Source organism: Shinella pollutisoli (assembly GCF_024609765.1).
Classification (GTDB): domain Bacteria; phylum Pseudomonadota; class Alphaproteobacteria; order Rhizobiales; family Rhizobiaceae; genus Shinella; species Shinella pollutisoli.
In genome coordinates this window covers 1-20995 of record NZ_JANFDG010000043.1, presented here as the reverse complement: position 1 = coordinate 20995, position 20995 = coordinate 1, and the positions used below count along the sequence as shown (strand labels likewise).

15 protein-coding genes are annotated in these 20995 nt (G+C 62.0%); 9 read left to right on the top strand and 6 right to left on the bottom strand.

All coding sequences use genetic code 11. The annotated features are described in order from the left end of the window. Positions 1-112: 112 nt before the first annotated feature. Both NNZ72_RS23945 and NNZ72_RS23940 read right to left on the bottom strand, forming a co-directional pair. On the bottom strand, positions 113-8512 hold the full coding sequence (locus NNZ72_RS23945; protein WP_257318198.1) for a GH36-type glycosyl hydrolase domain-containing protein: 8400 nt from the start codon (positions 8510-8512) through the stop codon (positions 113-115). 320 nt (positions 8513-8832) lie between these two features. Further along, complete coding sequence (locus tag NNZ72_RS23940) at positions 8833-9084, bottom strand: DUF1488 family protein (protein WP_117370440.1); 252 nt, start codon at positions 9082-9084, stop codon at positions 8833-8835. 413 nt (positions 9085-9497) lie between these two features. Between NNZ72_RS23940 and NNZ72_RS23935 the strand changes: the two genes are divergently transcribed. After that, positions 9498-9839, top strand: a complete 342-nt coding sequence (locus NNZ72_RS23935) for a hypothetical protein (protein ID WP_257318186.1) — start codon at positions 9498-9500, stop codon at positions 9837-9839. 128 nt (positions 9840-9967) lie between these two features. Here NNZ72_RS23935 and NNZ72_RS23930 read toward each other — a convergent pair whose 3' ends face one another. The 3 genes from NNZ72_RS23930 to NNZ72_RS23920 all read right to left on the bottom strand — a co-directional run bounded on the left by NNZ72_RS23930 (position 9968) and on the right by NNZ72_RS23920 (position 10902). Further along, positions 9968-10162: a hypothetical protein gene (locus tag NNZ72_RS23930; protein ID WP_257318185.1), complete on the bottom strand. Its 195-nt coding sequence runs from the start codon at positions 10160-10162 to the stop codon at positions 9968-9970. Positions 10163-10218: 56 nt separating this feature from the next. Beyond that, positions 10219-10467 carry an acyl carrier protein gene (locus NNZ72_RS23925; protein ID WP_257318184.1) on the bottom strand — a complete coding sequence of 83 codons (249 nt, stop codon included), beginning with the start codon at positions 10465-10467 and terminating at the stop codon, positions 10219-10221. A gap of 144 nt (positions 10468-10611) precedes the next feature. Continuing rightward, positions 10612-10902 carry a hypothetical protein gene (locus NNZ72_RS23920; RefSeq protein WP_257318183.1) on the bottom strand — a complete coding sequence of 97 codons (291 nt, stop codon included), beginning with the start codon at positions 10900-10902 and terminating at the stop codon, positions 10612-10614. Positions 10903-11279: 377 nt separating this feature from the next. Here NNZ72_RS23920 and NNZ72_RS23915 point away from each other — a divergent pair, with 377 nt between their 5' ends. The 3 genes from NNZ72_RS23915 (at position 11280) to NNZ72_RS23905 (ending at position 13273) form a co-directional block, all read left to right on the top strand. Beyond that, positions 11280-11609 carry a hypothetical protein gene (locus NNZ72_RS23915; RefSeq protein ID WP_257318182.1) on the top strand — a complete coding sequence of 110 codons (330 nt, stop codon included), beginning with the start codon at positions 11280-11282 and terminating at the stop codon, positions 11607-11609. A gap of 177 nt (positions 11610-11786) precedes the next feature. Beyond that, complete coding sequence (locus NNZ72_RS23910) at positions 11787-12140, top strand: response regulator (RefSeq protein ID WP_257318181.1); 354 nt, start codon at positions 11787-11789, stop codon at positions 12138-12140. Between the two features lie 89 nt (positions 12141-12229). Further along, positions 12230-13273 carry a sensor histidine kinase gene (locus NNZ72_RS23905; RefSeq protein ID WP_257318180.1) on the top strand — a complete coding sequence of 348 codons (1044 nt, stop codon included), beginning with the start codon at positions 12230-12232 and terminating at the stop codon, positions 13271-13273. A gap of 707 nt (positions 13274-13980) precedes the next feature. Here the strand turns inward: NNZ72_RS23905 and NNZ72_RS23900 are convergent. Then, entirely contained in the window at positions 13981-15537 is a 1557-nt protein-coding gene (locus NNZ72_RS23900; protein ID WP_257318179.1) for an ISL3 family transposase, read from the bottom strand. Here NNZ72_RS23900 and NNZ72_RS23895 point away from each other — a divergent pair. The 5 genes from NNZ72_RS23895 (at position 15529) to katE (ending at position 20832) form a co-directional block, all read left to right on the top strand. After that, positions 15529-15846 carry a hypothetical protein gene (locus tag NNZ72_RS23895; protein ID WP_257318178.1) on the top strand — a complete coding sequence of 106 codons (318 nt, stop codon included), beginning with the start codon at positions 15529-15531 and terminating at the stop codon, positions 15844-15846. The two genes, NNZ72_RS23900 and NNZ72_RS23895, sit on opposite strands and share 9 nt — an antisense overlap. Before the next feature lie 9 nt (positions 15847-15855). Beyond that, positions 15856-16758 (top strand): hypothetical protein, encoded by a 903-nt coding sequence (locus NNZ72_RS23890; RefSeq protein ID WP_257318177.1) that lies wholly within the window; start codon positions 15856-15858, stop codon positions 16756-16758. Positions 16759-16896: 138 nt separating this feature from the next. Next, positions 16897-17973, top strand: a complete 1077-nt coding sequence (locus tag NNZ72_RS23885; RefSeq protein ID WP_257318197.1) for an extracellular catalytic domain type 1 short-chain-length polyhydroxyalkanoate depolymerase — start codon at positions 16897-16899, stop codon at positions 17971-17973. A gap of 114 nt (positions 17974-18087) precedes the next feature. Continuing rightward, positions 18088-18597, top strand: a complete 510-nt coding sequence (locus tag NNZ72_RS23880) for a YciE/YciF ferroxidase family protein (protein ID WP_257318176.1) — start codon at positions 18088-18090, stop codon at positions 18595-18597. 96 nt (positions 18598-18693) lie between these two features. Continuing rightward, positions 18694-20832, top strand: coding sequence for a catalase (gene katE / locus NNZ72_RS23875; protein ID WP_257318175.1), 2139 nt, complete (start codon positions 18694-18696; stop codon positions 20830-20832). Positions 20833-20995: the final 163 nt, after the last annotated feature.

Sequence of the window (20995 nt, the reverse complement as noted above, 5' to 3'; positions counted from 1 at the left end):
CCTATGCCCAGCCTGCGCTAGCGAGCCGGGCAATCCAGCCTCGAACACCAAGTTCGCCGTTTGTACCGTGATAAATTCTAGGCGGACGCGACTTTCGAGCTTCATCGACAGCTCATTCAACCAGCACCAGAACATGCCTGTCACCATCCACGGGCAAACGTATCGGGCCGCCGGCGTGGGGCAATGAAGAGCCGTCCAACGTCGCGGAGGGTGGTCGATCGGAAGCCCGTCTGACCTCGATATTGTAGCAAGTGTCTCCCAATTTGACCGTCACCTCGACCTGCGGCCATGATGCCGGCAGGCAGGGTTCCATCACGAGCACTCCGCCTTGCCGGCGCAGGCCGAGGATGCCCTCGATGCCGGCACGGTACATCCAGGCGGCGGAGCCGGTGTACCATGTCCAGCCGCCGCGCCCGATATGCGGCGCGACCGAATAGACGTCGGCGGCCACCACATAGGGCTCGACCTTGTAGCGCAGCGCCGCCTCCGGCGTGCCCGCATGGTTGATCGGGTTGAGGAGCGCGAAGAGACCGTGCGCCTTGTCGCCCTCCCCCAGCCGGGCGAAAGCGAGGATCGCCCACATGGCAGCGTGGCTGTACTGGCCGCCGTTTTCGCGCAGACCCGGCGGATAGCCCTTGATGTAGCCCGGATCACGCGGGGTCGCATCGAACGGCGGCGTGAAGAGGAGCGCGAGGCCGTCCTCCTTGCGGATCAGGTGAGTTTCCAGCGACGCCATGGCGGCGGCGGCGCGGGCGGGATCGGCAGCGCCGGACAGGACCGCCCAGGACTGGGCGATGCTATCGATCCGGCATTCGTCATTGTCCTTCGATCCCAGCCATGAGCCGTCATCGAAAGTGGCGCGCCGGTACCAGGCCCCGTCCCAGGTTTCCTGTTCAATGGAAGCCTTGAGCGTCTGCGCATGCGCCTTCCAGCGCGCAGCGCGCTCGGGGTCGCGGCTCTCCGCAAGCGGTGCAAACAGGTCGATCGCGCGGATAAGGAGCCAACCAAGCCAGACGCTTTCGCCCCCGCCCCCCTCGCCCACCCGGTTCATACCGTCGTTCCAGTCGCCGGTGCCCATCAGGGGCAGGCCATGCCGGCCGGTGAGCGCGACAGCCTGGTCAAGGCCGCGGGCGCAATGCTCGAAGAGCGATGCGAACTGGCCGGAGGGCGTCGGCTGGAAGAAGGCATCGTGTTCTCCCTCGGCGAGGACCGGCCCATCCAGGAACGGGATGGCTTCATCAAGGATCGGCGCGTCGCCGGCCGTTCCGATATAGGTCGCGGTGGCGAAGGCGAGCCACACGCGGTCGTCGGAAATCCGCGTGCGAACACCTGCGCCGGAATGGGGTAACCACCAATGCTGCATGTCGCCTTCGGCAAACTGCCGCCCGGCGGCGCGGAGGATATGCGCCCGCGTCTCCTCCGGCCGGGCGAAAGCGAGCGCCATACCGTCCTGCAACTGATCACGGAAACCATAGGCGCCGCTTGCCTGGTAGAAGGCCGAGCGCGCCCAGATGCGGCAGGCGAGCGTCTGGTAGAGCAGCCAGCCGTTCAGCATGATATCCATCGCCCGGTCCGGCGTCCTGACCTGCACGGTCTGCAACAGCGTCCGCCAATGCTCGGTCACGTCGGCAAGAACCGTATCGAGATCGGCGGCGCGGTAGCGGGTGATCAGCGCGCCGGCTTCCTCGGCCGAAGCGGCCTCGCCAAGAAAGGAGACGAGCTCGATGCTTTCGCCCGGCTCGAGATCGATCGTGCATTGCAATGCGGCACACGGATCGAGACCCGCGCCGACCTTGGCGCCGAGGGGCTTTCTTCTTGTAAGCGCCGCCGGTCGCGCGGAGCTGCCGCCCCGCCCGAGGAATTCCGCGCGGTCGCCAGTCCATGCGGTCTGCCGGCCGCCGAGATCGGCAAAGGCGATGCGACCGGGAAATCCCATTGCGGATCGATTGCGGGCGAAGATCGCGCCGGTCTCCGCATCAAGAGATGTGGCGATGAACGGCGCATTTGCACCCCGCAGGGTGCCGAGCACCCATTCGGCATAGCTCGTGACCGACAGGCGGCGCGGCCGCGACGAATGGTTGGTCAGCGTCAGCCGTGAAATGCGGATGGGATCGGCAAGCGGCACATAGGAGAGCAGGTCGCTTTCGATCCCGTGCGCCCGATGCGCGAAACGGCTGTAACCGAAGCCGTGGCGCGCCACATAACGCCCGCCGTCCCGGATCGGCTGGCCCGTCGGGCTCCAGAGTTCCAGCGTCTCCTCGTCGCGGATGTACAGCGCCTCGCCGGAGGGGTCACCGACCGGGTCGTTGGACCATTGCGTGATCTGGTTCTCACGGCTGTTTTCCGCCCAGCTATAGGCGCTGCCATCGCTCGACACCTGGAAACCGAAGGCGGGATTGGCGATGACGTTGATCCAGGGCATCGGGGTCATCGCGCCGTTTTCCAGCACGGTCACATATTCCGTGCCGTTCCGATCGAACCCGCCCAGCCCGTTGAAGAATTCTAGATCCACCGGTGGCGCGACCATCTCGGCCGAGGATTTCGAGGGAAAGGATGGCGGCAGAGAAGCCGAGCGCTCGACGCCAGCAGAAAGGCGTGCGAGCTGATCGGCGATGAGGCCATGATGGGCGGACAGCACGACGCGCGCGGTGGCGTTCAGGAGATTCTTCGTCTCCTGGTTCAGGAAATCGGTGCGCAGCACATGCACCGCGCCCTGCGCCGGCATGTCGCCGAAACGCGGGCGGGACTGGCTGGAGCGCACGGCGGCTTCAACGGCGTTCTGCAAGTCCTGCACATAGGAGGCGGCACGTTCGTTGACGATCACCAGATCGACGGCGAGCCGCTTGATGCGCCAATATTCGTGTGCGCGCAGCATCTGGCGCAGCTGGGGAAGGTCTTCGGTATCCTCGATGCGCAGCAGCACGATCGGCAGGTCGCCGGAAATGCCGTAAGGCCACAGGCCCGACTGCGGCCCGGCACCGGCGAGGATGGCATCCGAGGCGGGACGGAAGCGCGCGTCGGCATAGAGGATGGGCGCGGCAAGACGCTGGAAGTCCGACGCCTCCTCCAGATCCATATCGAGATGGTGAAGCTGCACCTGCGCCTGGGTCCAGGCGAGCGTCTTCGCCCGCTCGAAGGCGCTTCTGTCGTGGTGCTTGTCGATGCGTTCAAGAAGCTCTTCTCGCGACCGTGCGACGACCGTCCAGAAGGCAATGCGCGCCACTTTGCCGGGAAGCACCCGCACGCTGCGGCGTAGCGCGAAGATCGGATCGAGCACGGTTCCCGCGGTGTTGGAAAGCGCCTGCCCGTCGTGGATGGCGGCGGCGTTGGCGATGGAACGGCCGCGGCCCAGGAAACGGGCGCGATCGGATTCGTATTGCGGATCGGCAATCGCATCGCCCTCAACCACGGCAAAGTGGGCGGCCCAGATCTCGGCCTCCGAAGGCGCCCGGCGGCGGCGCGTGGCGATGAGCGCGCCGTATTCGGCCAGATGCTCGGTCTCGACGAACATCTTGGCGAAGGCGGGATGCGCGTTGTCGGTTGCCGGCGTGGCAAGCACCAGTTCGGCATAGGAGGTCAGCTCGATCTCGCGCGCCCGCCGCCCGCTATTGGTGAGGCAGATCCGGCGCACCTCGCCGTCGTCCTCGCCGGAGACGATGACATCCATCTCCGTCGTCAGCGTCTCGTCATGGCGAATATATTGCGCGTGATCCTCGCCGAAGACCACCGAGGCCTCGGCCCTGTCGCCGACTACCGGGAGCGTGGGGGAGAAGATCGTGCCGGTCTGCATGTCCCTGAGAAAGATGAAAGCGCCACAATCGTCGCGGGTCGCATCCTCGCGCCAGCGCGTGACGGCGATATCGCGCCAGCGGCTGTAGCCGCCGCCCGAGGCCGTCAGCATGACCGCATAGCGCCCGTTGGACAGGAGATGCGTGACCGGCGCGCCGGCGACGGGCAGCGAGAGCCGGCGCACCGACGGCGCCGGGTTCAGCGAAATGCCCGCGGATGCCTTGACCTCCTCGGCGCGCGGGCGGGCGATCGCCACGTCGCGCGGCATGCGTTCCGACAGCAGGAGTTCGCTGGCCATGATCATGGGCTCGCGGTGGAACCGCGCCCGCATACGCCCGTCCTGCAGGAGGACGGCGATGGCGACGATGGTCATACCCTGGTGGTGGGCCATATAGCTGCGGATGATCTCGACGCGGGCGTCTTCTGGCAGGCGGGCGCGGGTGAAGTCCAGAGCCTCGTAGAAGCCGTGCACGCCGCGCGCGCCAAGGGATTCGAGATGCCGGTAGTTTTCGAGCGCAGCATGGGGATCGACCATGGCGGCAAGGCCGGTGGCATAGGGGGCGATGACCATGTTGCCTGAGAGCCCGCGCTTGAGGCCGAGCCCCGGCACGCCGAAGTTGGAATATTGATAGGTGAACTCGATGTCACGCGCATTGAAGGCGGATTCCGATATGCCCCAGGGCACGTGCCGCGACCGCCCATAGGCCTCCTGCCGTGCGACGATCAGCCTGTTCGTGTCGTCGAGCAGGCTTCCCGCCGGTGCGCGCATCACGAGCGACGGCATGAGATATTCGAACATCGAGCCCGACCAGGAGATCAGCGCCGAGCCGCTGCCGAGCGGCGTCGCCGCCCGGCCGAGGCGGAACCAATGGCGCGTGCTGATATCGCCCTTGGCGATGGCGAAGAAGCTCGCAAGCCGGGCTTCAGAAGCAAGCAGATCGTAGCAGTTCGGGTCGAGCCCGTTGTCGGCGAGCGAATAGCCGATGGACAGGAGCTTCCTGTCGGGATCGAACAGGAAGCCGAAATCCATGTCGAGCGCCATGGTGCGGGCTGTGTCCGCAAGCGTTTGCAGCCGGGCTCGCACGGAGGCGGCATCGTCGCGGAACGCCTGCCGGTCGCGCACGGACTGCGTGACGGATCGCCCGAGCGCCCCGATCCAGAAGGTCAGATCGGCGGCCTTACCGCCATCGGCAGGTCCTGCCTGCTCGGCCAGCTTCAACGCCTTGTCCAGAAGCCGTGTCAATGCGGGTGTTGCGGCCTCGATGGATTGCGGGCCACGCACGAGGGTTTCGGCCTCGTCGAGAATGGCTGTCAGGTTGGCACCGGGATTGCCGGCCGTCTCGCTGAGAGCCATGCGGGCGAGCGCCAGCGTATCGCCGAAACCCTCCCCGTCTTCCGCCGGCGGCGTCGCGGCCCACTCCTCGCAGGCATTCGCCAGCGCGATCAGGTGGCCGGCGAGATTGCCGCTATCGACGGAGGAGACGTAGGGGGGAGCGAGGGTTCTGAGATCACGTGTATCGTACCAGTTGAAGAAATGCCCGTTGAACCGGTCGAGCCGCTTGAGCGTCGAAAAAGTCGCCTCCAGCCTTTCGAGCGCTTCAAGCGTTCCCACCCAGCCGAAGTCGCGCGCGGCGACCGTCGAGAGAAGATAGAGGCCGATATTGGTCGGCGAAGTCCGGTGGGCGATGACGGGGAGCGGGGTTTCCTGGAAATTGTCCGGCGGCAGCATGTTTTCCAGCGGGGTAACGAAGGTCTCGAAGAACCGCCATGTGCGCCGCGCGACGAGCCGGAGTTCCGCCGCATCGGCATTCGAAAGCGCCCTGCCCGGCCGTGCCGTCGGCGACCGGCTGACCCAGAGCGCGATGGCGGGCGCGGCCGACCAGAGGAGTGCCAGCAACAGCGCCAGAGGCCAGGCGACCGGCGAAAACGCGACAGCAGCGGCCAGGAGGACCAGCCCGACGACAGTGCCGCCCGCCATGTCACGGTAGAAGCCGGCAAGCGTCAGCCGCATCCGGTTTCCAGATGTCGCGGCGGTCGTCCACTCCAAGAGTTTCCTGCGCGTCACCAGCAGCCGACCGGCGGTTCTGAGCACGGCATCGCAATTGCGCCAGGCCTGATCGGACAGGAAGGACAGGCCGAGCGCCGTCTGCATCGCGGCGAGTTTGATATCGCCTGCAAGCCTGACGGCATGACTGCTCAGTTGCAGGCCGCTGCGGCGCGGCAGGATGGCGAAGGCCACCGGCAGGAAGGCGGGAAAGACGATGCATGAAGCGACCAGCAGCGCCGCGGTCACGCCCGCCTGCAACGGCATCGCGCAACAAGCCACGAGCGCTGCGAATGTCGACGGCGCGATGAGGGTGCGGCGCAGATTGTCCAGCATCTTCCAGCGGCCGAGTGCGGGAAGTGCCCGCCGCCCGAATATCCACGGCAGCAGCTGCCAGTCACCGCGTGTCCAGCGGTGCTGGCGCCGGGCGGCAACGTCGTAGCGCGACGGAAAATCGTCGACCACCTCGACATCGGAGGCGAGCCCCGCCCGCGCGAACGTGCCCTCGAAGAGATCGTGGCTGAGAAGGGTATTCTCCGGAATGCGGCCGGCCAGCGCCGCCTCGAAGGCATCGACATCATAGATGCCCTTGCCGGTATAGGAACCCTCGCCGAACAGGTCCTGATAGACGTCGGAAACGGCCGCCGCATAGGGATCCATGCCACCGGGCGCGGAAAAGACCCGCTGGTAGAGCGAGCCTTCGCGGCCGATGGGAAGCGACGGGGTGACGCGCGGCTGGATGATCGCATAGCCGTCGACGACCCGCTGCTGCACGGTATCGAAGCGCGGCCGGTTGAGGGGATGCGCCATCTTGCCGATCAGCCGCAGGACCGTGTCGCGCGGCAATTTCGTATCCGCATCGAGGGTGATGACATAGCGCACGTCCGGCGGGACGGATGGCGACTTTCCGCCAAGCGCCATGAAGCTGGTGTCGGTGGCGCCGCGCAGCAGGCGGTTGAGCTCGTGCAGCTTGCCGCGCTTTCGCTCCCAGCCCATCCAAACATTCTCGCTGGCATTGAACCGGCGCTTTCGATGCAGCAGCAGGAAGCGGTCGCCGGCCGGACCCGGCCCGTGCCGGCGGTTGAGGTCGGCCATGGTCTCAACAGCGAGCGCGAGAAGCGCGCCATCGCCCTCGACGGTCTCCTGCGAGGCGTCCTTTCCGTCGGTCAGCAAAGCGAAGCTCAGGTCGCCGCCCGCGCCCGAGAGATGATGGACCTCCAGCCGCTCGATCTGCTCCAGCAGGTCGGCACGATTGCTCAGGAGCGTCGGCACGACGACCAGCGTGCGTGACGACGATGGGACGCCCTGCGCGAGTTCCAGTCCCGGCAGACCGGTCGCGCTGTGGCTCCAGCTCACGAAGCGGTTGACGAGCGCCGTCGCGATATCGCTTGCCGGCAACAGCGCCAGCACCGCGAAGACGATCAAGCCGGGCGCCGAGAGACCGGCGATGGACAGCAGCCATAGCGCAAGCGCCAGAAGCATCGCCGTCACGAGCCCGATCGCCCCGACATAACCGGTAATGCCCGTGCGCGCCGCCAGCCGCCCAGCGATCAGATGCCGGGGCGGGCGGAACCCGACCGCGCGCTCTAGAGCCGGCCGGCCTTCCGCGATCAGGTGGTAGCCCGGATCGCCGACACGTTCGGCCTGCGAGGCGGTGTCCCCCGCGAACGGTGCGGCCTGCGCCGCTTTCAACGCCTGCCCGGCAATGTCGAGTTCCGACAGGTCCGAGCCGCGGGCGAGGTCTTCGAGGGCGCTGCGATAGAGGTTGCGCGTGGCGAAATCCATGCGGGCGAAGCTGCCGTCGGCCGAAAGGCACGCATCCACGAGGCTGACCTTTTCAAAAAGATCGGCCCAGTCAACATCGCTGATCAGCCGCATGCTGGTGATGATGTTCCTGATCGTGACATTCGACGCGCCCTGGCGCTGCTGGGCATGCCGCACCACGGCATCCACCGAGCTATCCTGCCTTGCCAGCCGCGCCTCCAGCCAGCCATGCGCCGGCGTCGTGCTGGGGTCCTGGTCGCGCAGCCGTTTGGCAAGCTGGGCCGCGAAGAGCTCGGGCAGGGGGTCGGCGGAGACCCTTTCAAGCGCGCTGCCGCGACCCTCGTTCGCCAATAGCCGGTCGGCCAGCGCATCCGCCTCGGCACGCATGCGGCGCCCGGCGGTGATCTGGTCGGCAAGCCTGCGCAGGTTCTCGACGAGCACGATGCGCAGGGTGATCGCCACAGCCCACAATTCGCCGATCGTCAGAGGCTGGACCTTCTGATAGGCGGCGATGAAGCGGACGAGCGTCTCTGGATCGAAATGGCTGTCGGTGTGCGCGACGAAGGCCCAGGCAATGCCGAAGACGCGTGGATATCCGGCGAAGGGCCCCTCGGCGAGTTTTGGCAGCTGCCTGTAATAGTTAGGCGGCAGGTCATCATGAATCTCGCGGATCTGCTCCTCGACCAGATGGTAGTTGTCCAGCAGCCATTCGGCCGCCGGTACGACCCCTCGCTCGTTTTCCACCTCCAGGGCGCTGGCACGATAGGCGGCAAGCAGGACCGCTGCGTTGGTCTTCAGGCGCTTGTGCAGCGACTGGACGGACGGCGGCCGCTTCGTTACCGGCTGGGCCAGCGCTAGGGTCGCTGCGTGCTGCTCGAGCCTTTCAATGCCGAACAGTTCCTCCCGTACCGGCATGGGATCGTTCCACGGCCCGTCCGGTGTGCGGCGGAAACCGAAGCCGGACGACGGACGGTCGCCGTCGCCTTTCCCGTCCGCAGCCGCTGGCGGCTCCGGCGGCGGTTTGGAACCCGCCTCGGTGTGGAGGATCCGTTCGGCCCCGGTTCTTTCGACAACAGCGGTCTCCGAGTTGCCAATGTCTTCCACGCCACGCTCTTGGCCTCTGGCCATAATCATTCCTTTGCCCGGATGCGGCCAGGCAGCCGGCCGGGCGAAACCCGGCAATCGTTCTGGGGATGTGAAGGGTCGCCGAAGCTCCGCTCCAGTGTTAGGCGCTCTCAGCCGAAATCGGCGCGCGTCAGGACGTAGGCCGGCTTGCGGGCGGCGGAATAGGCGCGGCGGGCGGCCGTGTCGATGGCGGCGCGGGCGGCGTCGAAAGCCTTGAGATAACCCGCTTCGGAGGTCGCCGTCGGAAAGATATCCGTCGCCGCGAAGAACGGGATTGCAAACACGCCGTCATGACCGATGAAGCGGATGCGCTTGCCCGCCTCTTCGTAGCTTCTGCTCGGGTTCGGAAAACTGAGACTCATGGAACGTTCCTCGTGGTGGACGGCTGCCTCTTCGCTACGAAAAGCCGCCGTGAGCACCGGACACAGTCGCGCCGGCGCCCTTCAAAGAAATAATGTCCATCCAAAAACGTGATGCAGACCGCATAAATTCTCGGAAATTCAAAGAAAAAATTAGACTCATGACCGTAAATACTCGTCGACAACCCATGAGTTCATACGTTTTTCGATCGAATTCATCATATCACAGAAATTAAAATCCTGATTTTTTATTTTACGACGAGAAAACATCACGAAACACCAAAGAAAAATCTTTAATTTCATTTCCTTTATGTCCGTTAAAGCGCATACTGAAACTGTCCGGATTGCCATTGGCTCCAGGTCCGAGCGCGGGCCTTTATCGATCCCGATAATCATCGATTATAGGGAGTAAAGTCATGTCATTCAGTCTGAACATGGAAAAAGCAAAACCCTACTTAGTGGGTTTCGTTCTTGGCCTCGTGGCTGCACCGATTATCGCTTTCAATGCGGGATGGGTTTCGACCACCAGCGCGCGCACCGAGGCGATCAAGACCGCACGGGTAGAGACTTTGGCGGGCATATGCTCTGCCACGGCCGGTCGCATCGCCACCGCCAGCAGCACCGATCTGGCAACCTACAAAGGATACGAAAACCGTGCGAAGCGGGACGAACTCGTCGCCGCCGCGATGGCGGATATCCAGGTGCCGGCGGATCTCCTCAGCAAGGTCACCTTCGATTGCGGGCGCACTTTGTCCTGATAAGCACGAGATTCGCAAGATGCGAAGCCGGAGGCATTTTCGCCTTCGGCTTTCGGTTTGATAAAATTTGAATATTCAAGCCGGTAGCCGTTCCTGTCGAGAATCTTCGACCCGCATGCTTCCGATTGCTATTTTCGCTTCGGCAACGGCGTAGGACTGGCCATCTCTTTGGTCAGGCGGAGCGCGCGCAACTTATCGGTCTTCTTCTCTCGCGCTGTCGTCTCCTGGTCGATGATCCTCCAGGCGACCAAGTTGGTCTCCGACGCCTTTTTGTCCGCAGTGGTCTTTGTCGGCTTGAAAAACCGTTCGCTATTCGCTGTCATCCGTCAACTCCTTCACCCCGCAACGACTGATCGTCATCCAGGCATCCGCTTATCTGTCACGACTGTGAGGCGGCCACGAAGTCGATGGCGTCCCGAACCGTCAGGAATTCCTCGGCTGGCTCGTCAGGAATGGCGATCCCAAACTCGTCTTCGATGAGCATTACGATTTGGACCATCTCCAGGGAATCAGCGCCGAGGTCATCGACAATTGAAGCATCATCGACGACCTTCGATTTCTCGACGGCCAACTGTCCAATGATGATGTTTTTCACACGCTCGGCAATATCGGCTCTTCCGTCTTCCATGGCGAGGTGTCCTGATGAAGAATAATTACTGGGACGATGCCGGCTGACGCGACTGGGAGGGATGAAGGCGATCATAGCGGCTTTGGTCCGGGCGGTAGGCCCAAACAAACCCGACCGTCAAAACCAATGCGACAAGGATCGCTGTCAGACGATTGGGCATCGTGGCCACGCTGCGGTGGAGCCGCCCTCGTTTTCCCAAACCTCGACACCGGCGCGCTGTTCTTGCGCGCGGGCTTTGCGGGATAGAGGATAGTTTCCGGCATCGATCGTCGCCGACTTGATCAATCGGATAAGTTTTGCCGCGTCCTCATTCTTTGTTTCCTGTCCAGGCACAAGGCTGTGGGTCTCATAGTCGGCGTTCTTGAGAATCTGCCGGAGGACGGTTCGGCGGTGCGTTCCCGGAATATCGGGCCCTTTGAAGATGAGGATTACCATAGCCAACCCTCCATGAGGAGGACGAGGATCATCGTCAGGCTGGCTGCAAAAAACACATAGCCGCCCGCGGTGGTCCATACATGTCTTTGCTGTTTGTGGAAGAGTGCGGAAGACATTGAGTCCTCCTTCATTTCAGGGCCAGGGTAACCAACCCTCAAACAGCAGCGCCCTTATCAATGGCTGCTGGAACATCGACCTTGCGCCCGATACCACGCATTGGCAAGCCCTCAATTGAGGCCGTTTCATGCCGGTAGCACCCCGAAGTTAGTGGTCGACGGATGAGACGGCGAAGCGTACTGTTCGTCATCGTTGGCTTTTGACAAGGGCGCCATCGCTGAAGGTCGCAAGGCTTCCGCCCCAACAGGCGTGTAGCAACAATGCGCATCAAGCGAATTCCCCTGCTGTTTTCGAAACCAAGCAACAACATCACGGCTGATCCCTTTCACAACTTTGGAGTCCAGCCGATAAGACGCGCTGCCCGGTCGCACGAAGACAAGAGACACATCGTCATCGAGACATTTGATAAGGCTGGCTTCAGGCGCATCCAGGTTGTTCTGTTGCTATCTGTCGTTGATGACGTCGCTCACATTCTTCGTGACGGCGTGGTTACGGCGCTGTGCCTGGATGCGGTTACAAACGCCTACCACATCCAGGACGGTATGCCGGTGCTGGAATTGACAGTAAGAAAGCGCGGGTTCGATGCCTGAGCAACTGCGTGCTCCCTATGGCAGCAAGGCGTGAAGTCGCCCGGATGCACGGAAATGGTTCCCCCGGCGCGACCTTTTCCTGACAACCACAAGACCCACGATGATGCACAGCGACTTTGATCAACGACGGAACGTTGCGTGCTTCCAAGGGTTGGTGAAGATTGGCAGGAGAGTATCGTGCGCAAAGTTCTGGTCGTCGAAGACGAAGTGCTGATCCGCTTGACATTGGTTGACGCACTGCATGAGGCGGGCTTCGATGTTCTAGATACCGGCTCGGCAGAGCATGCTATCGAGATCATAAACGAACAGACGATCCATCTGCTTTTTACGGACATCCAGTTGCCAGGTAAGCTGACCGGCCTTGATGTCGCCTATAGAGCTGCCGAGCGTTTTCCCGATGCCGGAATCATCGTGGCGTCCGGCCGGATACAGCCGGCGAGCACGGATTTACCGCCCGGAGCAAAGTTCTTTTCAAAGCCATTCGGTTTCGACCAGATCATCGCATGCTTCAAAGCGATGAATCGCGCCTAGATTTCGGCCGCGTTCCAAATGCACATATATGACTGCGCACGCGATATGATCCGTGGCATAACTCGCTGGGCCGAGTTCGAGATAGCTTCATGAAGATCGCAGGCGATACCGGAACGATTTCATCCCGAGAGCAATTCCTGGAAGCGATCGTGCAAAGCGCGATCGACTACGCCATCATATCCATGGACCTCGACGGCCTCGTGACGAGCTGGAACGAAGGCGCCGTGAAGATATTGGGCTGGGAAGCCGGGGACATGATCGGAAAACCTGCCACCGTTTTCTTCACGCAGGAAGATCGAGAGAACGGTGTTCCGCAGAAGGAGATGACCGCAGCCCTCAACCGCGGCCGGGGCAGTGACGAGCGATGGCATCTGCGCGCCGACGGTACGATGTTCTGGGCTTCAGGCGAGATGATGGCGTTGCGGGCGCCCAACGACAAAACCATCGGCTTCATCAAGATCCTCCGCGACAGGACCGGGGAACGCGAGCGGGCAGAGCGTGAACGCCTCCTTATGCACGAACTTGCTCACCGTATGAAGAACACGCTGTCCGTCGTTCAGGCGATCGTGACGCAGTCTCTGCGGAATGCGGTATCACTCGACGATGCGACCGAGAAGCTGCAATTGCGGATTGCAGCCTATGCCAAAGCCCATGAGATTCTGTTGCAGAGGGACTGGGTAAGCGCAACGCTCGCAGACGTCGTGACGGTCGCCAGCACGAACATCGGATTGGACGGGAGCCCTCGTATCAGGGCAGGCGGGCCTGATGTTCGGCTCGGCCCCCAGGCGGCCCTGTCGTTTGCGATGGTCTTCCACGAATTGCTCACAAACGCTTCAAAGTATGGAGCCTTGTCAAATGGAGAGGGGCATGTCGAAGTCACATGGGATATCGAGCACCGCGAGGGAATGGAAACACTTGTCGCATGCTGGCGGGAAATAAACGGCCCGCGCATTACCAGTTCCGAACCGGACCGCAAGGGTTTTGGCTCACGCCTCATTGTTTCCAGCCTGCAAGCCTTTGGCGAGGCATCGGTTTCCTACCGGCAAGAGGGGTTCGTCCTCGTCGCCGCGTTGCCACTCGCGAAAATTCAGCTGCAAAGCGACTTGTCGGCGATCGAAACCGCGCAGCGCTGAAACGACTGCATCGTGCCTAGATATTCGGAACCTCGGCCCTTGCTCGCAACTTCAACTCCACCTCATGATCACAAGCCTTGGCACGCAGGATCAGCTAACAAAAAAAGCCGAGATGAAACCGCACCGACCTTCCTCATTATCGCTTGTCTAGCAATGTCAGTACAGCCGCGCTCAAAAGCTCGAAAAGATGTCGGCATCGCGATCGGCAGAATTCTTCCAGCACTCATCAACAATACCGATGGGAAATACATAAGAGAGAATTGTGTCGAGAAAAATTGCTGTCTGCTTGCTTGATTGTAGATCGCAAAATTAGCGGAATTCATTTCTAAAATTCCGAAACGATTTGTTGCAAAATTAGGTGAACGGGTTCACTGTATTTATTCCAGCAGCTATTTTACGGGCGCTGCTGTTAGAGGGTTTGTTACCCTGGCCCCAAGCGAGGAGGACACGATGTCTTCCCTATTTCAACAACCGAAGAAACACGATTTCGCGACCGTAGCCGGTTACGTCTTATCCGCCGCGAGCTTTTTCATGGTCATCTACATCCTGAGCGGGGGATGGCTTTAATGGTCTTCAACGCAAACGGGCCAAGAAAGCAGTGCTGAAAATGACCGAGAGAACCACAGAAACCGAAATCACATTCACGCATCCATTTTGTCAATCGGCATCGAAACGGGGCTCTGACGCAGTTTTGGTGGTGATGGATTTTATCCCGCGCCGATGACGCGGGCTTGGAGGAGATCAATTTTTCCGCGGCCGTACATCTGGCGTTTCACAAGTTTGAGCTTGGTGATCTGCCCCTCCGTCTGGCCGTTGGACCATGGTGAAGAGATCGCTGCGCTGACGGCTGCTCGGTCTCTAACGACACCGTTGGCGAAGGAGGCGACCAAGCCCGATCGAGCGCGTTCCAACCATGTATCGAGATCAGCGAGAGATTTCTTGCGGATCATGGCCTGGAAGGCGGCGATGACTTCCCGGGCCTCAACCAGCAGCGGCACGCCACCCTCAATCGCCGCAACCGTCACGGTCTCAGATTTGGAAAGGTCGTCGCGGCCGATGGTCATGAGACGCGCAATGGTCCTGGCCGAAGGCGCTCGGCTCAACGCGCCCGCATCGACCTTCTCTGCTTTTCGACGGCGTGTGGCCCACTCGGTGACAACTCGAAGACAGCCGCGGAACCCTTGGCTCTTGAGTTGCCGCCATAGCTCCGTTCCATTCCGGTTTCCGGCCGTCCATTGAGCGTCAAGCCAGGGCAGGTAGAGTTCAAGCGAGTTCTCACGGACGCGGAAGACATCCGAACGTTGACCACGCAGTACGCGTCGGACAAGGCCGCGACTGTATCCGGTCCGGCGCACGATCTCCTTGATTGTTGCTCCGGACTTGGCCATGTCGAGAATTGCGGCGTTGGTGTCTTCCCGGCGAAGATATCCCTCGTACTGGATCCTCTCGGCGGCCGTCAGCAGTTCGGGGTTGATCGTGGCCGCTCCGATCGCAGTTCGGATCTGGCGCATCGATTTGCGGACCGCATCGAGGAATGCCCGGCTGGCGTTCTCCATTAAGTGCCAGCGGTCAGCGACCTGGGTGGCGTGTGGCAACGCCCTGGCTGCAGCCGTCGCGTAACCACCGCCGCGGTCGCGAGCGACGATGCTGATCTGAGGTTGGTCCGAGAGCCAGGCCTGGGCCGTCGACGGCTCCCGATCCGGCAGGAGAGCAATGGTTTTGCGCCGTTCCAGATCGCAGATGATGGTCCCATAGCGTTGATTTCGTCGCCACGCCCAGTCGTCGATACCGATCACGGTGGGTGGGACAAAGCGCGGACTGCCGCGTCGCCGCACGACGCGCAGCAGCGTATCGTTGCTGACCGGCAACATCAGCCTTTTGGCAAAGGTGGCCGCTGGCCTGCCACCCAGTGCAAGTCCGAGATGATGGACGATGTGGTCAAGCCTGGCGGTTCGCCGCGCCGAAGGCGCGAGAATGTCTCCGTCGAAGCGCTCGGCGAAGATTCGCCGACCGCATAGCAGTGCATCGCAGTGGAACCGGCGCGCTTCAATGACAAGCCGAACGGGCTTTCCCACCAAGGGCAGGTCAGCCAGGCGTCGTTGATATCGACTGTGGATTCGTTCCGACCTTGTTCCACAGATTGGGCAAAAGCTTGCTTTGCTCGTCGGCCGGACTGCGATCAACATGACGTCGTCATCAATGGCTGTATTGTCGACTATAAAGCCGCGAGGGACGAGCGTCGACGATCTGAGCGAATGGCCCATGGTATTGATTCCTTGCGTGAAACCAACATCAGCCAGCACTTGATTTCATCAAAAGTGAGTCAGAGCCCTTATTCCATGCCGAAACACACCTATTGGAACACCCTGCTTGTCGCATGGTTCCTCAATTTGAAAAATAGAAATTGCCGCGCTGTTTCATGGAACATCAGGAGATTCAAAGAGTTGGGGCGCCAGGTGCGGGTATTCGCTCGCGCATTACTGGAGGTGTTCAAAATGGGTCGCGGCATTCTTCTCTGGCTTCTGGGTATTCCCCTGCCGATCGTCATCCTGCTCGTCCTTTTCCTGCGATAGGAGGCGGGCATGTCCCTTTACAGCTCGGGTGTTTCCGATGTCGGTGTGGAATCCAGCACACCGGCCCTCGCATGGGGGCCGGTCATCGGCGGCGCGGTGGCCGCAGCGGCCGCCACGATTATTCTCCTTCTGCTTGGCTCCGGCGTCGGCCTCACGATGGTCTCGCCGTGGTCGGGCGACAGCGCTTCCTTCACCACCGTCGGCGTCACGGCAGCGATCTGGTTCGTGGTCGTCCAGTGGTTGGCCTCCGCGCTCGGCGGCTATCTGACCGGCCGCCTGCGCGCCAAGTGGGCTAACGTCCATACGGATGAGGTGTTCTTCCGTGACACCGCGCACGGCTTTCTAAGCTGGGCACTGGCAACGGTGGTTGTCGTTGGCATGGCAGGCTCTGCATTCACCTCGCTCACCGGCGCAGGCGCCCAGGCGGTATCGACGACGGCAGCCACCGCCACGGTTGCGGGCACCGCGGCCGCGGCAAACGGCGATGCGGCCGCACCCGATGCTGCGACCGACTACTTCACGGATATGCTGTTGCGCCCGCAGGATCTTGCGAGCCGCGCTCAAGCGGACAATGCATCGGCCACGGCCGAGATTTCCCGCATCCTGATGCAAGGTGCGGTAAATGACGGCGTGCCGGAGGCCGACCGGGCTTATATCTCATCAATCGTTGCGTCACGCGCCGGTATCCCACCCGAAGAGGCGCGCGCCCGGGTCGATCAGGTGCTGACTCAGATCGAGGATGCGAAGAACGCCGCCCTCAAAGCCGCCGACCAGGCCCGAAAATCCGCCGCGACGGCGGCGATGCTTGGCGCCCTGTCCCTTCTCGTCGGCGCCTTTATCGCATCGGCTGCAGCAGCTCTCGGCGGACGCCAGCGTGACGATGAAGAAGCAGCCTTGATTGTTACACGATAAGCAATCTGGAAGCCGCCCTCTCGGGGCGGCTTCTTTCCGTTCATTCGCCAGGAGAATTATTGTGCAGCGCAGCAACTTTAATGCTGCGGAGGGGTTCCAGTGTATGCGGCCAATCCGGCGCGCTACCTGGAGCTCCTCATGAGATCGCTATCTGATACACTCGAACGGCTCGCGCGACTGCGCTCAGCCAAGCCTGCGACATCGCCCGGCTCCATTCTCAAGAAGCTCGATCATTTCGGCGGAAACCCGGGCGCCTTGGCGGCGTGGCAGCATGTGCCGAAGCAATTGCCGGCGGGGCCGGCTCTGGTGGTCGTGCTGCACGGCTGCACGCAAACCGCCGCCAGCTACGATGTCGGTTCAGGCTGGTCCGCGCTCGCCGAGGACTACGGCTTTATTGTCCTTTTCCCCCAACAGAATAGGCAGAACAACGCGAACCTGTGCTTCAACTGGTTCAACGCTGCCGACACCGCGCGGGATCAGGGCGAAACGATGTCTATCAGGCAGATGATCGCCGCCGTGGTGGCCGAACATGGCATTGATGAACGCCGAATCTACATCACCGGCCTTTCTGCCGGCGGCGCCATGGCCAATGCCATGCTGGCCTGCTACCCGGAGGTCTTTGCCGGCGGAGCCATCATCGCCGGTCTCCCCTATGCCGTAGCGACGACCGTCCCGGAAGCGTTCGATCGCATGCGTGGACAAGGTCTTCCCGATACGTGCGCCTTACAGGCCAACCTGCGCGCCGCCTCTGGACATGACGGCGCATGGCCGACGGTTTCCGTCTGGCAGGGAACGAGCGACAACACGGTGGTTCCAGCGAACGCGGCCGCCATCGTTGAGCAGTGGCGCGGCGTGCATTCCGTTTCGCACCGCCCCCCCGCGGTCGAAACATTCGAGCGGCATTCCCGATCGGTCTGGCGTGACGACCGCGGGTTTGACGCCATCGATCTTTACACGATATCCGGCATGGGCCACGGCACGCCTCTCGATACATCCCTGGGATATGGCCGGGCCGCACCCTTCATGCTCGATATCGGTGTTTCCTCGACGGTGCAGATCGCACGAAGCTGGGGCCTTGCCGCTTCCTTCGAGCGTCGCGAGCGCGCGCACGCACCGATATCCAGGGACGAGCAGACAACGCAACACGCGGTGCCAGGCAGCGGCATCCAATCGGTCATCGAGAATGCGCTGCGTTCGGCCGGATTGATGAAATGAGAAACCGCTCCGACACGACGCCTCATACAAATTTATTTTTCAGCGTAAGGAACGTCGTCCCCTTCCGATGGTTTGGTGAGTCCCATCCTCTCGAAAACGTGATCGGATTGTACAATGCCAGCGACGGAAAAGACGTTGAACGACCTGTTCCTTGACACGCTCAAGGACATCTATTTCGCCGAAAAGCAGATCCTGAAAGCTCTGCCGAAAATGGCGCGGGCGGCGCAGTCGGAAGAAGGCAAGGCCGGCTTCCTGCAGCACCGCGACGAAACCCAGGGGCAGATCGAGCGCCTCGAACAGGTGTTCGAAATGCTCGGCAAGCCGGCCCGCGGCAAGACCTGCGAAGCCATTCAGGGCATCATCGCCGAAGGCGAGGAGATCATGGAAGACTACAAGGGCACCGCTGCCCTCGATGCCGGCCTCATCTCCTCGGCACAAGCCGTCGAGCACTACGAGATCGCCCGCTACGGGACGCTCAAGGCCTGGGCGGCGCAGCTCGGTCTGAAGGATGCGATCCCGCTTCTCGACGCCAATCTGCAGGAAGAGATTGCGACCGACCAGAAGCTCACCGCGCTTGGCGAATCCTCGGCGAATGCCAAGGGTTCGATGAAAAAGGCCAGCTAGACTGCCAGCAGCACCGATCAGGCCGCCTTCCAGGGCGGCCTTTTTGTTTCGCGGCAATCGCCGACCTTCGACCCTACATCATCCAGGAGCCGTACCATGGCCAAGAAAACCACAACGCGTGACGCGACCGACACCGCGACGATCCACGATGTGAAACTAAAGCGGGGCGCCGGTGGCGAGCTTCACCAGATCGCCGAGGGCGAAGCACCGGCACTGACGACCGCCCAGGGCGGGCCGGTCGCGGACGACCAGAACACGCTGCGCGTCGGCGCACGCGGGCCGCTCGTCGTCGACGACTTCCATTTCCGCGAAAAGATTTTCCACTTCGACCATGAGCGGATCCCCGAACGGGTCGTCCATGCCCGCGGCTATGGCGCTCATGGGTATTTCGAGACCTACGAGTCCCTTGCAGCCTACACCAAGGCCGACCTCTTCCAGCGCGCCGGCGAGAAGACACCCGCCTTCGTGCGTTTCTCGACCGTCGCCGGCAGCAAGGGTTCATTCGACCTTGCCCGCGATGTGCGCGGCTTCGCGGTCAAGATCTATACGCAGGAGGGCAACTGGGATCTGGTGGGCAACAACATCCCGGTGTTCTTCATCCAGGACGCCATCAAGTTCCCCGACATCATCCACGCAGTGAAGCCCGAGCCTGACCGCGCCTTTCCGCAGGCCCAGTCCGCCCATGACAATTTCTGGGACTTCATCAGTCTGACGCCGGAGAGCATGCACATGATCATGTGGGTCATGTCGGACCGCGCCATCCCGCGCTCCTTCCGCTTCATGGAGGGGTTCGGCGTCCATACGTTCCGCCTCGTCAATGCCAAGGACGAATCGACCTTCGTGAAGTTCCACTGGAAGCCGAAGCTCGGCCTCCAATCGGTCGCCTGGAATGAGGCCGTGAAGATCAACGGTGCGGACCCCGACTTCCACCGCCGCGACCTCTGGGAGGCGATCCAGTCGGGCAACTTCCCGGAATGGGAATTGCAGGTCCAGCTCTTCGACCAGGATTTCGCCGACAGTTTCGATTTCGACGTGCTCGATCCGACCAAGCTCATTCCCGAGGAAATCCTCAAACCCCAGCCGGTCGGCCGACTGGTACTCGATCGCATGCCGGACAACTTCTTCGCCGAGACCGAACAGGTTGCCTTCATGACGCAGAATGTGCCGCCAGGGATCGACTTCAGCAACGACCCGCTGCTGCAGGGCCGCAACTTTTCCTATCTCGACACCCAGCTGAAACGCCTTGGCAGCCCCAACTTCACGCACCTGCCGATCAACGCGCCGAAGTGTCCCTTCGCGCATTTCCAGCAGGATGGCCATATGGCGATGCGCAATCCCGTCGGCCGGGTGAACTATCAGCCCAATTCCTTCGATGAGGGTCCACGCGAGTCACCGATGCGCGGCTACCGGCACTTCCCCGCCGAAGAGCAGGGCGCCAAGAGCCGGCTGCGCCCGGAAAGCTTTGCCGATCATTATAGCCAGGCCCGGCAATTCTACATCAGCCAGACGCCACCCGAGCAGCGCCACATCGCAGCCGCCCTCACCTTCGAGCTGAGCAAAGTGGAAACGCCTGCTATCCGCGAACGCATGGTCTCGCATCTCCTCAACATCGACGAGACGCTGGCAGCGACCGTCGCGCAGAAACTCGGCCTCCAGTCCATGCCGAAACCTGCCGAGGCAGCGGTCGAGACGCGTCAGGATCTTGAGCCATCTCCAGCCCTCAGCATCGTCGAGAACGGGCCGAAGCGTTTCGAGGGTCGCAAGCTCGGTATTCTCGTCACCGATGGTGTCGATGCCGAGCTGCTGAACGGACTTACGGCCGCCGTTACCACGCACAAGGCGGTCTGCGAGTTGGTTGCGCCCAAGGTTGGCGGCGTCACGGCATCCGACGGATCGTGGATCGAGGCGCATCACATGATCGACGGAGGCCCCTCGGTCCTGTTCGACGCCGTAGCACTCCTGACCTCCGCCGAGGGTATCGAGGACCTCGTGAAGGAAGCGACGGCCCGCGACTTCGTCGCCGATGCATTTCAGCACTGCAAGTTTATCGGCTACGACGCGTCGGCAATGCCATTGCTTGAAAAGGCCGGGATCGATGACGCACTGGATGAAGGCGTACTCGCTCTTCCCGGTGAAAGCGGGCTTTCGGAATTCTTGTCAGAACTCGGCAAGCTGCGTGTCTGGGGGCGAGAGCCGTCAGTAAAGTTCGGCAAAGCCTCGCCGCCGATAAAGTGAGGTTAACGATAAAAGACATCGCCGCTGCGCTTGCATGTCATCAGGCAGCCGGCGGCGTCCGTGCCGAGCGATATTTATTCGGTCCAGAAGGAGGCGCATAGTAACCGGTGTTCTGCCCCCACATTGGCAGCCGCCGTCTGATCTGTGATCGCCTTTCCATGGA